This window comes from Pedobacter sp. UYEF25, assembly GCF_054061655.1.
Window position 1 is genome coordinate 1 of the sequence record NZ_JBSSEL010000012.1, and the last position, 16,164, is coordinate 16,164.

Here is a 16,164-nt window from a genome sequence, read left to right on the forward strand (position 1 = left end):
AAAAAGGAGCTGCCCTAAACAGGCTGGCACAAAGCCGCCTTGAAAAATAAAGATAGAAATTATTTGGAATTCATCACAGAATCTTTAATTGGCCCCTTAAAGCCAATTAAAGATACAATGGACAGCGTGTAAAAGCGCCCAAATAATAATATTCTGATCTTAAATAAATTTGAACATTTTTTAGATCATCTGGGCGTTACCCTGAAGAGGGTCGCGCTTTACGTTGCAATCTTTTTGCTCGTTCCTCGCAAAGGATTTCCTCTGCAATCGCTAACAGTGAAATAGACATCACTTCCAAGCGCTAACGACGGGGCCAACCAATCAAATTCTCCTTATTATTTGAATAATGCAAAAAATTTATTAGTTTGCGATGACCTTTTAGGACAATACTAACCAATCCTTTACCAACCAAACTATGTTCAAATACGCTACCCCGCTAAATGTTTTTTTGCTAAGTTTCCTTTTTATTTTTACAGGAAGTTCTGATAAAACCCCACCGATCAACCCAAAATGGCAGCAACTTTTTAACGGCAAAAACCTTAAAAACTGGTATGCAAAAATTCGTTATCACGATTTGGACGATAACTTTAAAAACACTTTCCGTGTGGAGAATGGCTTACTTAAAGTTAGTTACGATCAATATGAAGATTTTAATGAAACCTACGGGCATTTATTCTACAAAAAGCCATTCTCCTATTATTTAATAGCGGCGGAATATCGGTTTGTAGGTGCACAATGTAAAGGCGGCCCTGGATGGGCAAATAGAAATAACGGCATCATGATTCATGGCCAATCGCCTGAGAGCATGAAAAAAGATCAAGACTACCCAACCTCAATGGAGGTGCAATTGTTAGGCGGTTTGGGCGGCGGCGACAGGTCTACTGCAAACCTTTGCACACCAGGCACCCAGTATGAAAAAGACGGAGAGATCGTATCGCAACATTGTACAGATTCGAAATCAAAAACATATAATGGCGACCAATGGGTTCGTGTTGAGGCATTGGTGCTGGGAGATTCTCTAGTGGTCCATTATGTGAATGGAGAAGAAGTATTCCGCTATCAAAAACCACAAAAAGATCCTGCAAAAGGCCAAAAAGAGGGAATGTTTTTAAGAAGTGGCAGCATCTCTATTCAGGGAGAAAGCGCACCTACCGACTTTAGGAAGATAGAAATTATCGATCTAGAAAAATACGCAAACGATCCGGCTGAACTGAAAGCTGTTGTTGATAAACTGATGTCTCAAAAAAGAATAGCGGCACAAAACTAAAATTTACCGAATTATGCTTAAAATAACTTTCAGCTTTCTCTCTGCCTTCTCTATTTTTTTTTGGATAGCACGCGTTTCTGAGAAACCAACCGCAATATTTGCCAATCCACCAGAACTTAAAATTACTCCCTTTGCTGGTCCGGATTTGACGCCAAGCCCTGCTTGCTTAACGGTTGCCGCAACCGGCGAAGTTTATGTGGGCGTAGACATGATTGGATCATTAGGTAAAGAGGCCGGAAGAGGCCGTATTATTAAATTGATAGACAGTGACAACGATGGCAAAGTAGACAAACACATTGAATTTGCGCGGGTAGATAATCCTCGTGGTATAATTGTTAATGGGAACAAAGTGTATGTGCTACACACCAATTTCTCTAAAGAAACCGGCATCGCTACTGGCATGAGCCTTTCCGTTTTTGAGGATAAAGATGGGGATGGCAAAGCTGATGGACCTGAGCAACCACTTATAGAGCACTTTAGTAACACGAAATACATTCAAGAACGCGGCACAGATCATGCTACAAATGGCATTCGCATGGGTATAGATGGTTGGATTTATGTGGGTGTGGGCGATTTTGGTTTCCATAATGCCGTTGACCGTAGTGGCAAAAAACTAACGATGCTTGGCGGAGGAATCGTACGTGTGCGCCCCGACGGCACAAATATGGAGGTTTACACGCATGGTACCCGCAATGTTTATGATGTAGCGATAGATCCATTAATGAACATATTTACCCGTGAGAATACGAATGATGGAGGTGGATGGAATATTCGGTTTTCCCACAGCATCCAATCTGGGGAATATGGTTATCCCCTGCTTTTTCAACACTTTACGGATGAAATTATACCCGCACTGGTAGACGTTGGTGGTGGTTCGGGAACCGGAGCACTTTTTATGGACGAGCCTACGTGGCCAGATAAATACAATAAGGTGCCAATGATGGCAGATTGGGGGCGCAGTATGCTATACATTCATCGGGTTACACCAGATGGTCCTACATTTACTCAAAAAGATGAAGAATTTATAAATCTCCCACAAATAACAGATCTAGATGTTGATGGTTCGGGCAGACTGTATTTATCTGCATGGGATGGCGCCGGATATAGCGGAAATCCAAGCAAGGGTTATGTAGTTAGGGTGGTCCCAAATAATTGGACATATAAAGCATTTCCTGACGTGCAGAAGATGTCAGTAAAGAAACTAGGCGATCTATTAAAATCCAAAAGTGCCGTTGCACGACTTAACGCTTCGCAGGAGTTATTGAGGCGACCTGCAAAACAGGCTGCTGAAATTAGTCTAAAAATAGCCGCAGACAAAAACTTAAGTTTGGAGAGTCGTGTGGCCGGGATATACACGTTTGCGCAAGCAGAAGGCGAAAAGGCAATCCCTTTATTAACAGTATTTACGAAAGAATCTACGATGCGAGAATTTGCTTTGCGTATTCTTGCCGACCGCAAAGAATGGGCGTCTAAAGTATCGATCGAACCTTTTTTAGCAGGATTGAAAGATCCAGATCCACGCGTGCAAGCCGTGGCAACCATTGGGTTAGGGAGACTTGGAAACCGAGCAGCTATTCCAGCCTTGTTGTCAACAAAAGTACCTGATTCTTTTGCTGCTCCTGCAAAAGAGGTTGCCGAAGGACCACATGCCACACCAAATTCGCCCATTATAATACCACATTTAGCAGTACAGGCCTTGTTGGCGCTTAACGCTGTGGATGCATCTGTGGCAGCTATTGGCACAGCAAATTCGACCCTTGCTTTGTGGACCCTACGTTATACGCACAAGAAAGAAGCAGTAACAGGGTTAATTGCTGCTTATAAAAGTGCCAACGATAAAAAACTGAAAACCCAAATTCTAACCACAATATCACGACTTTACCGCGAAGAAGGGCCTTATGATGCATCATGGTGGTGGGGAACTCGCCCTGACGCTCCGGGTCCGTATTATAAAGCAATTGTTTGGTCGGAATCGCCAACAATTGAGCGTTTCTTGAAAGCCGAATGGGAAAAAGCAGATGCAAATGGAAAAGAATACTTCACTTACCTAAATGTCCGTAACCGCATGGACATAGACGCCTTTGGTGTTGCAGATAAACCCATTTTGGCAGATAACGAAACTAAAATAGACTTAGAGAAAATTAAAAATCAAAAAGGTCAGGTGGGTAAATCATCTATCGAAGATGTGCTGTTGGCAATTAATAAATTAGAGGGCGACCAGGTAAAGGGAAGAGTAATTTTTAATCAGCAGGGTTGTAAAAATTGCCACACTTTGAGTAAAACCGAGAAATTGAAAGGCCCATTTATGGGACAAATAGGATCGATTATGAACCGGGAGCAAATAGCAGAGTCGATACTTAAGCCAAACGCTTCTATATCGCAAGGCTTCGCCACCAACTTAATAACTTCTAAAGACAAGAAGAGTTACATGGGTTTTGTCACTTCAGAAAGCGCCGATCGATTGATAATGCGCGACATTACGGGAGCTATTTTTTCAGTAAAAACGAGCGACATACTTACGCGAAAAGAGCTTGGAACGTCCATGATGCCAGAGGGTTTGGCAAACGCTTTATCTTATGAAGAAATGGCTTCGTTGGTCACGTTTTTAGCTAAACAAAAAAATTAACAGGCCAAAACAACTTCAAAGCCCGTATTCTTTAGGTTTACGGGCTTTTTTTTTAGCATCTAACTTCTCCGAGAATTGGATCAGCAGGGCCAGTCCTGACATCGGTATTGATTTGAATGTTTCTAAATTTATATTTAAATCCTTTTATATTTTCCCCATAGCAACAAATTTTTACAGCCATCTCATACGCAGTAAATTCAACTTAGAACACCATTCAAAGCTGAATGGTAAGATGTAAAACCATTCAAGGGTCAAAATCGCAGTTTAAGAAACGTCAAAAAACATAAAAAATTTCCATTTCTGATTTCCGAGTCCTGATTTCCGAGTTCCTACCGCATTTTTTCTAACCGAAAAGAGCAAAAAATCCGCAAGGAGATCCGAGCGAGGATTTGCAAGATTATCCCGACCCATCGCTGGAGACACGATCAAAACACTAATACCTCTAAAAACTTAGGTAAAATTTAACACCTCTTAAACGCATTGTTTTCTCCGCGCGTCACCGCAAAAGGGTGTAGCGCTTTCTATTGCGATCTTTACGCGCGTGCCCCTCAAAAAGCGCACTCAATGCGGTCTTTAAGCCGGAAATAACACTTAAAACGACAATTTCAGTTTGATTTCTGCAAAACTGTTTTACTCTGAAATGGCTATCAATTATGAATAAAGTAGTAAAATCTTGATCTCAGGCCGGTCTCGCGGCATGCACAAATACAGAAATAGAAAACGTTTGCCCTTTTAAAAAATCAGCGCGAAGGGCTAAATTAAGCACTAGGACTAGTAACCGAAATAAATTATTAGACTAATCTAATTTATTTGTTTTGTTATAATAATTAAATTAATAGATTTGAATAAAATAAAATTTAATCATCTGAAACAATCACTAAATGAAGTTTACTCCCTTATCCTTCGTTAAATTCGGTACCATCTACACGTGTTTAACAATTTTATCGACCCTCATTTTCTTCAATGCATTTTCGCAAGACGTTACAATAAGTGGCGTAGTAAAAGAAAACCAAACCAATCAGCCAGTTGGTTACGGCACTGTAATCCTAAAAGCTTCTTCAAAGGGCACCAAAACAGACAATGAGGGCAAGTTTAATTTGAAGATTCCAAAAACCAAGATCGGGGCTGTTCTAATCATTTCCTCTCTTGGGTATCAATCACAGTCGGTTTATCTAGAAAAAGATAAAAGCAATTATCAGATATTTTTAGAACCTTCAAACAACTATTTAAACCAAGTGGTGGTTACCGGGGTTGCCCGCGCAACACTAGCAAAAGAAAATCCGATACCGGTAGTGGCGGTTACTACCTTAAAATTAGAGCAAGCGACCGAAAGCAATGTAATTGATGTGCTGGTAAAAAACGTACCCGGATTGAATGCTGTTAAAACGGGTCCAAATATCTCTAAACCCTTTATTAGGGGTTTGGGATATAATAGGGTGCTTACGCTCTATGATGGAATAAGGCAAGAGGGACAACAGTGGGGAGATGAGCATGGTATAGAAGTTGGCCCATACAATGTTGAACGCGCGGAGGTCGTAAAGGGTCCATCAAGTCTTATTTATGGATCAGACGCACTTGCGGGCGTAGTGGGCTTAATTCCCTTTGGTCCACGAAATACGGATGGAAAAATAATTGGAAAGTTTACCACAGAATATCAGGGAAATAATGAAATGATAGGAAATGGCATACACGCTATTTACGGAAATAAACATTGGAGTTATGCCTTGAGCGGCGCTTACCGCCTCGCAAAAGATTATGAAAATAGCATTGACCGGAAAGTTTACAACACAGGTTTTAAAGAGGCAAATGCTACCGCTGGGGTAAAATACACCAACGACAAAGGCGCATCTTCCATTCATATCACTTTGTACGACAACTATCAGGGGATTCCAGACGGGAGTCGCGATTCTTTGAGTAGGGCTTTTACCTATCAAACGAAAGAAGGCAGCGAAGATAATATTTTTGATAGGCCGGTTGTTCCTCAAAATGTGCTAAATGCTTATCAACAGAGTCCTCTAAATCAGCACATCCAACATTATAGAATTTATACCAAAAACCACTATCAGCTGGGCAAAGGCGACTTTGACATATTACTGGCGTTTCAACAAAACATTAGGAGAGAATACACACACCCAACAATCCCAGATCAGGCAGGGATGTATGTTCGATTAAATACCCTAAATTATGGTTTAGATTACCATGTCCCTATTTTTAAGGAAATTGAGCTGTCTGCGGGATTTAACGGTATGTACCAAGGCAACATCAGTAAGAATGCAACCGATTTTCCAATTCCTAATTATACCCTTCTCGATGCCGGAATATATAGCTATGCAAAATGGAAACATAGAAAATGGACTGTCGGCTCAGGCATTCGTTATGATCAACGCCATTTAAAAGGGGCAGATTTCTACACAAAACCAGATCTTATGGGTTTTGTTAGGCAGGTAAAAGATGGCCATATAAACGGGGCTTATTTGCAATTCCCTTCTTTCGAAAAAACTTTTCACGGGGTTTCGCTAAGTGTTGGAAGTACCTACGCTCTAAATGATTACGTCAGTTTAAAAGCAAATATCGCAAGAGGATACCGCGCACCGAGTATTCCAGAGTTCTCATCAAACGGACTGGATCCAGGCGCGCACATTACTTACTTGGGCAATAGAAGTTTTAAACCAGAGTTTTCACTGCAAGAAGACTTAGGCATAGAAGCAAGTACCAATAACTTTACGGCAACTTTTAGTGTTTTTAATAACAACATCTCTGATTATATTTTCCTTACCCAATTGGTAGATGCAAGTGGTAATCCGGTTGTAGATGCGCAGAAAAATAAAACTTATCAATACCAACAATCCAAAGCACAATTATATGGTGCGGAGGCAACATTTGGCTTACATCCTGCCGCGTGGAAAGGATTTGAATTTGATCACTCTTTTTCCATTACCTATGGTTTTAATCGAGGCGATAAACTTACGGATAAAGGTTTGCAAGGCGCATATTTACCGCTGATTCCACCCTTACATTATCTGGGAAGTATTAGCCAAACGTTCGATTTAAAATCAACTATTTTTAGCTCCATAAATATTAAAGGTGTCGTCGATTTTAATGGTGCCCAACCGCGTTATCTTGCATTAAATAAAACAGAGACTTTTACCCCAAGCTATACCTTGATTGATTTTGGAATAGTAACGAGTATAAAATATAGTGATGATCGTAAAATACACCTGCAATTTCAAGTAAATAACATATTAGATAAGGCATACCAATCTAACTTAAACAGATTAAAATATTTCGATTACTACGCTGCTTCGCCAAACGGACATTTGGGTATTTACAACATGGGCAGAAATGTGAGTGTGAAAGCAATCATACCATTTTAAGATTTTAATTTGTTTGTTAAATAAGGAAAGTCCACCGCGCTTGTGTTTGGAGAAATGTTTTTAAAGTTTATTTTTGATAATGGTTTATAAACGTTCCCTGCCCAATTTAGTAACACACTAATCTTCGTTGTTTACCTCATTTTACAGATCTGTATTTTTTAAAAAACCAGCATTAAGATTACTTTGAAGACGTTGTTAACTCCTAACTATTTAATCGAATGACATCCCTTGCATTATCTAGATAATTACAACTGCGTCGGCTAATTTTTCCATATTACTCCAAAAGCATATAACAAGATCCGTTGGATAAGCCATGCTCGAAACCCATTCCACTGACTTATTCAATTGTAAACGTTTTAGCATTTCTGCTAAGATTGAAAAAATGCCCGCTCGCTGTGCTACGTCCAAACCCTAAAAGTCCATTTCGCTAGATACGTAATTTGCTGAAATTCGAAAAACTTTCCTTCCTTTTGAAAATTAAATGTTAATTTGACAAATATTATTTCATATGAGCGAAAACAACTATGTAATTGGTGTGGACTTCGGCACAGATTCCGTTCGTTCGGTAATTCTAGATGCCTCAAACGGGGATGAATTAGGTGCTTCGATAGCACACTATCCGAGGTGGAAAAAAGGACTTTATTGCAATGCGGAGACTTCTCAATTTAGACAACATCCCGCAGATTTTATTGAAGGAATGACCGAAGCGATTGCTAAAAGTCTTGCGGTGGTAAGTGAAGAGGTACGGAAGAACATTAGGGCAATTTCCATAGACACCACTGGTTCTACGCCGGTTGCAGTAAATGAATCAGGAACTCCCTTGGCTTTGCTGCCCGAGTTTAGCGAAAATCCGAATGCCATGTTTGTGTTGTGGAAAGACCACACTGCAGTTGCAGAGGCGGCGGAAATAAATGCACATGCCAAGCTTTTTAAGATTAATTACCTACAATTTGTAGGTGGGGTTTATTCATCGGAATGGTTCTGGGCAAAGCTGCTTGGAATACTTCGAGCAGATGAGCAAGTGAGAAGCGCTTGCTTCTCTTGGGTGGAACACTGCGATTGGATTCCTTTTTTATTAACTGGTGGCAATCATGTAGCCGACCTAAAAAGAGGCGTGTGTGCTGCTGGTCATAAAGCACTCTGGGCTGAAGAATTTGGTGGACTTCCACCAAAAGATTTCTTCGCTTCTCTAAGTCCATTGTTAAACAATTATACGTGTCTATTCGACAAGACCTACACCTCTTCTACATCAGCAGGAAACCTATCTAAAGAATGGGCGGAAAAGTTAAACTTAAGTGAAGAAGTTAAAGTAGGTGTCGGCGCTTTCGACGCACATATGGGTGCAGTTGGTGGACAAATTGAGCCTTATTATTTAAGTAAAGTGATGGGCACTTCCACTTGCGACATGTTGGTTGCCCCTGCAATAGAAGTGAACGAAAAGCTCGTTTCTGGTATTTGCGGACAAGTTAATGGATCTATTATACCTGGAATGATTGGTATGGAAGCTGGACAATCTGCCTTCGGAGATGCATATGCATGGTTTAAAGAAATACTCCTCTGGCCTACGAAAAACCTTTTGGGCGATTTTGATCCCGGAACCCAACAGAAAATTTTAGAGAGTTTAAATACAAATCTCATTGCTGCTTTAAGCGAGAAAGCTGCGCAACTGATCGTAAAAGAAAATGACGAAATTGCCGTTGATTGGTTAAATGGAAGAAGAACTCCAAATGCAAACCAGGCATTGACTGCGGCCTTCTCCGGCTTAAATTTAGGCACAGATGCGGTTAAAATGTTTCGTTCCCTGGTTGAGGCGACCTGCTTCGGAGCTAAAAAAATAATCGATCAATTTGTGAGTGAAGGAATAGAAGTAAAGGGTCTAATAGGCTTAGGCGGAGTGGCAAGAAAATCCAAATTCATTATGCAAATGATGGCTGATGTGACTGATATGCCGATAAAAATTCATAAATCAGAACAAACCTGTGCAGTTGGAGCAGGCATGTTTGCTGCAACCGTTGCAGGTATATATCCAAGGGTGGAAGATGCAATGTTGGCCATGGGTCAAGGTTTCGATAAAGAATATCATCCAAACCGACAAGTTGTTGCCCTATATGCGAGCCGTTACAAAAAATATTGTGAGCTAGGAGATTACATAGAAAAACCTAACAAATAAACGTTATGGGAAAATACGAACACATAAAAGAAGAAGCACTAACCGCCAATTTAATGCTGCCTAAACTAAATCTTGTACTTTTTACATTTGGAAATGTAAGCGCAGTTGATAGGAATTTGGGAGTTTTCGCCATTAAGCCCAGTGGTGTTCCATACGAAGAACTCGAGGCAAACAGCATGGTGGTCGTTGATTTTAATGGTAAAACCGTAGAGGGAGCACTAAGGCCTTCGTCTGATACGAAAACCCACGCGGTGTTGTATAAAAACTGGACCGATATTGGCGGAATTGCGCATACGCATAGCACCTATGCAACCGCTTGGGCGCAAGCTCAGAAAGCAATTCCAATTTACGGAACCACGCATGCCGATCATTTAACGGTCGATGTGCCCTGTGCGTCGCCTATGGACGACAAACGCATTGCCGGGAATTATGAACACGAGACAGGTTTTCAGATATTAGATTATTTTAAGTCGCTCGGACTAAGTTACCTTGAGGTAGAAATGATTTTAGTAGGAAATCATGCACCGTTTACCTGGGGAAGCAGTGCAGAAAAAGCTGTCTACAACAGCGCCGTTCTAGAATCACTCGCTCAGATGGCTTTTTTGTCTGAGGGAATTAATCCATCCGTGCAGCGCATGAAAGACAGCTTAATTAAGAAACATTTTGACAGAAAACATGGTAAAGAGTCCTATTACGGGCAATAACTATCAATACTTTATGAAAAACTTAAAAAACTTCGAAGTTTGGTTCCTTACCGGTTCACAACATTTATACGGTGCAGAAACTTTAGAAAAAGTTGCCAATCATTCTAAAGAGATTGCAGATTTTATGCATAAATCGCAGAAGATTCCAGTTTCCATTGTGTATCAACCAACGGTGAAAACGCCTGAGGAAATACATGCGGTTATCTCGGAAGCAAATAAAAACCCAAATTGCATTGGCATCATCACTTGGATGCATACTTTTTCTCCTGCTAAAATGTGGATCAGAGGATTAAACATCCTACAAAAACCCTTATTGCATCTACACACTCAGTTCAATAGAGATATTCCTTTTGAGGAAATAGATATGGATTTTATGAACTTAAATCAAAGTGCACATGGGGATAGAGAGTTTGGGTTTATGGTATCGAGAATGCGTTTAGAGCGAAAAGTAGTCGTTGGTTTTTGGCGCGACGAGGAAGTGTTGGAAGACATTAATGTTTGGTGTAGGGCCGCTGCAGGATGGAACGATTGGCAAGGTGCAAAATTTGTTCGTTTCGGCGACAATATGCGTTATGTTGCCGTAACTGAAGGCGATAAAGTGGAAGCAGAAATTAGACTTGGATTTTCTGTAAATACATACGGAGTTGGCGATTTAGTGGCTGCCATTGGAGAGGTTGGCAAAGGAGCTTTAGATGCACTAATACAAGAATATGAGCATTCCTATCAGCTTGCAGAAAGTTTAGGCGTAAATGGCAAGCAACGGAATGCGTTGGTCGAAGCGGCTAAAATTGAGCTCGGCATTAAGGCATTTTTAGAAGATGGAAATTTTAAGGGCTTTACAGATACTTTCGAGGATTTACACGGAATGGTGCAACTGCCCGGCATTGCAGCCCAGCGGTTGATGGAGCAGGGTTATGGCTTTGCTGGCGAAGGCGACTGGAAAACAGCTGCTTTGGTGCGTGCGTGCAAAGTAATGGGAACGGGATTGCCTGGGGGAAATGCCTTTATGGAAGATTACACATATCATTTAGACCCAAATAACCCGATGGTTTTAGGTTCACACATGTTAGAAATCGATAGTTCTCTTGCGTCAGAAAAACCAAGATGCGAAGTGCATCCTTTGGGTATTGGGGGAAAAGCAGATCCCGTTCGGTTAGTGTTCAACGTAGCTTCTGGAAAGGCTTTGAACGCCTCACTCATTGATATGGGAAATAGATTCAGGCTGTTGGTAAACGAGGTAGAAGCGGTTAACCCGAGAGAAAATATGCCAAAATTACCCGTTGCAAGAGTTTTTTGGAAACCGCTTCCAAATTTTAAAACCGCACTCGCTGCTTGGATTTATGCGGGTGGAGCGCACCATACGGTTTACAGTCAAAATTTAAGTACCGCTTATTTTAAAGATTTTGCCAAAATGGCGAAACTTGAACTTATAACTATTGATGCGGACACCTCTTTAACCCATTTTGAGAAAGAATTAAAGTGGAATGAGCTGTATTATAGATAAATTTTAAGACTGCCTATACATTTTATTCAAAGACAAATTTAATTTTAAAAATGAGGTATCAAGGTCAAACTCGAATTTTGGTCGCAGTGGATTGTATTGTGTTTGGCTTTGATGGCGAAAAGATTAAACTTTTGCTTATTCAACGGGGTTTTGCACCCCAAAAACTCCACTGGAGCTTGATGGGAGGCTTTTTAAAGGAAAATGAGCATTTAGATCATGCGGCACATCGAATACTCCATCATCTAACGGGATTAGAAAACGTTTACTTGGAGCAGATGTCGGCGTTTGACAAAGTTGACAGAGATCCGGTAGAAAGAACGTTGTGTTTAGCCTATTTTGCACTAATAGACATCCATAAATATGAAAAGCAACTGACAGAGGAATTTCATGCAGAGTGGTTTGATGCCAGCGATTTACCTGAATTAATTTTCGATCATTTGGACATGGTGAAACAGGCAAAAATCAAGTTGCGTTATAAAGCGGCCCTGCACCCAATCCTGTTTGAACTGCTGCCAGAAAAATTCACCATTCCATCGCTCCAAAATCTTTATGAACAGATTTATGAAAGCAAATTCGATAGCCGAAATTTTAGCCGGAAGTTACTCTCTTTGGGCCTTCTTGTTAAGTTAAAAGAAAAAGACAAATCCTCTTCAAAGAAAGGTGCATTTTACTATCAGCTTGACAAACAAAAATATAGGGCAGATTTTCAGGCTTTTTTAAACTTAATTCCTCATCCAGATAGGCTTTCAAAAGAACATATGTATCTGTAAAAAAACCCTTTTCCATAAACAATAGAAAAGGGATCTTTTTCAAACCCATAGTTGGCTATTTCTTACCAAAAAACGGTGTAAAGGGCTACTAATATTCCTATAATCAAAACAGCACCTACAATAAAACCTGGTCTTGGCTTGAACATACTCGCATCTATTTCTAGACCTTTTGGATTTTTGCTGTGTCTAAATTCTAGCAGGCTGATCAAGATCATTCCGATCACAGAAAAGATAAATACAAATCCCATCCTGTCCAGAAATGGGATTTCGTAAACGCCATTTACAGGAACCGCAAATCCTGTAGAATACAGAAAAGACAGATCCGCAAACTGTGGCAGAAATTTTAAGAAAACCGATAACATAAAACCTCCGATGGTGGCGAAAAGTGCCGCTGAAGAAGTAGTGCGCTTCCAGAAGAAGCCAAGCAGAAACATGGCAAAGATTCCCGGAGAAACAAAGCCAGTATACTCCTGAATAAATTTAAACCCGCCTTTTTCTATTCCAAGAAATGGGGAGATAATGATTGCTAACAGCATGGCAACTACCACAGCAATTTTCCCGGTAACCACCAGATTTTTTTCAGTTGCGTTTTTGTTGAATACTTTCTTGTAAATATCCAGTGTAAAAATGGTGGAGATGCTGTTTGCCTTACCAGCAAGTGAGGCAACTACTGCAGCGGTAAGCGCCGCGAAAGAAAGCCCTTTTAATCCACTTGGCAGTAAATTTAACAATACAGGGTAGGCCCTATCTACTTCCAATCTACCATTTACCAGCATTTCTGAGTTAAAAACCTCCTGTTTGTAGAGTACAAAAGCCGCTATTCCAGGCAAAACAACGATAATAGGCATTAACAGTTTTAAAAATGCAGCGAATAATATTCCCGCTCTTGCTGTTTTTAGATCGGCTCCGAGAGCTCTCTGTGTAATGTATTGGTTACAGCCCCAATAGTTTAGGTTAACAATCCACATACCGCCGAGCAAAACTGTTAGCCCAGGCAATTCTATATAGTTTTTGTTGGTCTTGTCGAAAATCATGTGGAAGTGGTCACCAGCTTTTTCTGTCATCAAATGAAAGCCTTGAATAACTCCGGATTGGCCGAAATGGCTAGAAACCATATCTAGTGCGAGGTATGTAGTAGCCAATCCTCCCAAAATAAGGAAAAATACCTGAATCACATCCGTGTAACCAATCACCTTCATCCCGCCAAGTGTAATCACTATGGCGAAGATGGCCATTCCTAGCATGCATACCGTAAAGTTTATTCCCGAAATACTGCTTACTGCGATGGCGCCCAGAAACAAAATGGATGTTAGGTTGACGATAATGTAAAGCAACAGCCAGAAAACTGCCATAATCATTGCTACGGTATCATTGTACCGCTTGCTAAGAAACTGCGGCATGGTAAATATCTTGTTTTTTAAATAGACAGGAATAAAAAACACCGCCACGATCACCAGCGTAATCGCCGCCATCCATTCATATGTGGCGATGGCAAGGCCCAACTGAAAGCCAGATCCACTCATGCCAATGAACTGCTCGGCAGAAATGTTTGAAGCAATGAGCGACGCGCCAATGGCCCACCACGTCAGAGAACCTTCTGCAAGAAAATAATCTTTAGAATCGGCATTGATGCTCTTTTTCCGTCGATAGATCCAAAAACCGTAGCCGGCAACAATGATAAAATAGCCTAAAAATACGATGTAGTCGGCGAGGGACAATGAATCGGTTCTCATTAATTGGTTAAATTAGGTTTGGTTTGGTTAATAAATATTATAACGTTTCGCTACTGGTTACTTTCCTCACTTCAAAAAGTGTGAAAAAAATTCATGCTCATTTCTGGCTCATTAGAAAATGGGTAACTGTTTGCTAAAAATAAATGTTATTTTGACAATAAAAAAATTTTATTGATATTTTATTTAAGGTGCTAATTTTAGCACGCAAATTATCGCTTTGCTTAGTTAGTAAATTGTTACAAAATTTATTAGGTCGTGTTATTGGTAGAGATTTAAATCGCTTGGTTAAACAACTCTAAAAAACCCTACCTTTGTGTTCGTAAACATAAAATTAACGCCTAAAAAAGTGGAAATTATGTTTGAGGAAATTGCGTCGGCATTAAGTTTTCCTATTGGATTTGCTTTTCCTATTTACACACCCTTCAATTCTAAATAAATGTCAAATCTCAGTAGTTTTAAAGCCCTTATAATTATCTTAGTTTTTTCATTTTTTTGGTCTGCAAAAGGATTTGCTCAAAAGAAGCCAAACATCGTAATTATTATTTCCGACGACCACTCCTACCAAACCATCGGAGCTTATGGGAGTAAATTGGTTAGAACGCCAAACATAGACCGCATCGCAAAAGGCGGGGTAACATTTAACAAAGCTTATGTAACCAATTCTATTTGCGGTCCAAGCAGGGCAGTGATTTTAACCGGAAAGTACAGCCATAAAAACGGATTTAAAGATAACGAGACATCGACATTCAATTACAAGCAAGATATGTTTGTAAAACACTTTACTGCAAATGACTATCAAACAGCCTGGATTGGGAAACAACATCTGGGCAATAAAACCGAGGGTTTCAGCTATTATAATTTGCTACCGGGTCAAGGCAGTTATTACAATCCAGATTTCATCAACATGGACGCAACAACAGAAAAAGTTGAAGGGTACGTAAGTAACATTATCGAAGATAAAGCAGAAAAATGGTTAGATCAGCGTGATACCACGAAACCTTTCTTATTAGTTATCGGACATAAAGCAACCCATAGAACGTGGATGCCAGATACTTCAGATTTTTCTCTGTACAATAACGTTAAATTTCCATTGCCCTCTACTTTTTATGATGATTACAAAACACGTAAGGCCGCAGCTGTGCAAGATATGACCATCGATAAAACAATGCAAATGGGCTACGATTTGAAAATGATTTACGACAGCCCAAAGGGTGATGGAACAATAAACAGACTAAATCCAGAGCAGCGCGCAAAATTTGATGCGTATTACAAACCTATTCAAGACGATTTAAAAGGTAGAAACCTTTCGGGAAAAGCATTAGTAGAATGGAAGTTCGAAAGGTATATGCGAGATTATGCAAGTACTGTTGCTTCGTTAGATCGGAATATTGGAAGAACACTCGACTATTTAGATGAAAATAAACTCACTGAAAACACGGTAGTTATCTATTTATCAGATCAGGGTTTCTATATGGGTGAACATGGATGGTTTGACAAACGCTTTATGTATGAGGAGTCTTTTCGCACACCGATGGTTATGCGTTATCCAGGGGTGATAAAGCCGGGAACAAAAAACGAAAACATGGTGCTTAATTTAGACATCGCTCCTACCATGTTAGCCATTGCAGGCTTAAAAATTCCCCAAGATATGCAGGGTGAGTCGTTTCTTCCACTAGTTACAGGAAAAGAAAAAGACGGCCGAAAAGCAATCTTCTATCATTACTATGAAAACGGAGAACATTCTGTTTCGCCACATTTTGGCATTCGAACCAAAAAATATAAGCTGATCCGCTTTTACAAAAGGGTAGACAGTTGGGAACTGTTTGATTTAGAAAAAGACCCAAGAGAAATGCGCAATATCTATGGCGAAAAAGGAACGCAAAAAACTATTGAAATGCTCAAAAAACAGCTTAATCAACTGATCGAACAGTATGAAGATACCGATGCGAAAAAGATTTTGGCAGGTAGTTAAAAGCGCTATCTGTTTCGGAGAAGTTGCTATTTAAAAATTATTCT

Annotated in this window: 9 protein-coding genes; 8 read left to right on the plus strand and 1 reads right to left on the minus strand. The window is 40.1% G+C overall.

The features are described 5' to 3' along the window. Nucleotides 1–415: 415 nt before the first annotated feature. The 7 genes from ACVWYG_RS12085 (at nucleotide 416) to ACVWYG_RS12115 (ending at nucleotide 12,415) form a co-directional block, all read left to right on the plus strand. Nucleotides 416–1,267 (plus strand): 3-keto-disaccharide hydrolase, encoded by an 852-nt coding sequence (locus ACVWYG_RS12085; RefSeq protein ID WP_457270481.1) that lies wholly within the window; start codon nucleotides 416–418, stop codon nucleotides 1,265–1,267. Nucleotides 1,268–1,280: 13 nt separating this feature from the next. Next, nucleotides 1,281–3,893: a DUF7133 domain-containing protein gene (locus tag ACVWYG_RS12090; RefSeq protein WP_457270482.1), complete on the plus strand. Its 2,613-nt coding sequence runs from the start codon at nucleotides 1,281–1,283 to the stop codon at nucleotides 3,891–3,893. A gap of 881 nt (nucleotides 3,894–4,774) precedes the next feature. After that, on the plus strand, nucleotides 4,775–7,267 hold the full coding sequence (locus ACVWYG_RS12095) for a TonB-dependent receptor (protein WP_457270483.1): 2,493 nt from the start codon (nucleotides 4,775–4,777) through the stop codon (nucleotides 7,265–7,267). A gap of 508 nt (nucleotides 7,268–7,775) precedes the next feature. Further along, complete coding sequence (locus tag ACVWYG_RS12100; protein WP_457270484.1) at nucleotides 7,776–9,437, plus strand: ribulokinase; 1,662 nt, start codon at nucleotides 7,776–7,778, stop codon at nucleotides 9,435–9,437. A 5-nt stretch (nucleotides 9,438–9,442) separates the two neighbouring features. Beyond that, nucleotides 9,443–10,141, plus strand: a complete 699-nt coding sequence (gene araD, locus ACVWYG_RS12105; protein ID WP_457270485.1) for an L-ribulose-5-phosphate 4-epimerase AraD — start codon at nucleotides 9,443–9,445, stop codon at nucleotides 10,139–10,141. After that, the gene (gene araA, locus ACVWYG_RS12110) at nucleotides 10,113–11,645 is read left to right on the plus strand and encodes an L-arabinose isomerase (protein ID WP_457270486.1); all 1,533 of its coding nucleotides are present in this window, start codon (nucleotides 10,113–10,115) and stop codon (nucleotides 11,643–11,645) included. Before araD ends, araA begins: the two co-directional genes overlap by 29 nt. Nucleotides 11,646–11,695: 50 nt before the next feature. Then, nucleotides 11,696–12,415, plus strand: a complete 720-nt coding sequence (locus ACVWYG_RS12115) for an NUDIX hydrolase (protein WP_457270487.1) — start codon at nucleotides 11,696–11,698, stop codon at nucleotides 12,413–12,415. 62 nt (nucleotides 12,416–12,477) lie between these two features. On the opposite strand, the gene ACVWYG_RS12120 is transcribed toward ACVWYG_RS12115, so the two are convergent. Further along, nucleotides 12,478–14,148, minus strand: coding sequence for a sodium/sugar symporter (locus ACVWYG_RS12120; RefSeq protein WP_457270488.1), 1,671 nt, complete (start codon nucleotides 14,146–14,148; stop codon nucleotides 12,478–12,480). 436 nt (nucleotides 14,149–14,584) lie between these two features. Here ACVWYG_RS12120 and ACVWYG_RS12125 point away from each other — a divergent pair, with 436 nt between their 5' ends. Beyond that, nucleotides 14,585–16,120, plus strand: a complete 1,536-nt coding sequence (locus ACVWYG_RS12125) for a sulfatase family protein (protein ID WP_457270489.1) — start codon at nucleotides 14,585–14,587, stop codon at nucleotides 16,118–16,120. Nucleotides 16,121–16,164: the final 44 nt, after the last annotated feature.

What these genes read in the sequence shown, in the direction of transcription:
- ACVWYG_RS12100 (WP_457270484.1), top strand. Translation starts at nt 7,776, where the DNA reads ATGAGCGAAAACAACTATGTAATTGGTGTGGACTTCGGCACAGATTCC.
- araA (WP_457270486.1), top strand. Translation starts at nt 10,113, where the DNA reads ATGGTAAAGAGTCCTATTACGGGCAATAACTATCAATACTTTATGAAA.
- ACVWYG_RS12120 (WP_457270488.1), bottom strand. Translation starts at nt 14,148, where the DNA reads ATGAGAACCGATTCATTGTCCCTCGCCGACTACATCGTATTTTTAGGC.
- ACVWYG_RS12115 (WP_457270487.1), top strand. Translation starts at nt 11,696, where the DNA reads ATGAGGTATCAAGGTCAAACTCGAATTTTGGTCGCAGTGGATTGTATT.
- ACVWYG_RS12090 (WP_457270482.1), top strand. Translation starts at nt 1,281, where the DNA reads ATGCTTAAAATAACTTTCAGCTTTCTCTCTGCCTTCTCTATTTTTTTT.
- ACVWYG_RS12095 (WP_457270483.1), top strand. Translation starts at nt 4,775, where the DNA reads ATGAAGTTTACTCCCTTATCCTTCGTTAAATTCGGTACCATCTACACG.
- araD (WP_457270485.1), top strand. Translation starts at nt 9,443, where the DNA reads ATGGGAAAATACGAACACATAAAAGAAGAAGCACTAACCGCCAATTTA.
- ACVWYG_RS12085 (WP_457270481.1), top strand. Translation starts at nt 416, where the DNA reads ATGTTCAAATACGCTACCCCGCTAAATGTTTTTTTGCTAAGTTTCCTT.
- ACVWYG_RS12125 (WP_457270489.1), top strand. Translation starts at nt 14,585, where the DNA reads ATGTCAAATCTCAGTAGTTTTAAAGCCCTTATAATTATCTTAGTTTTT.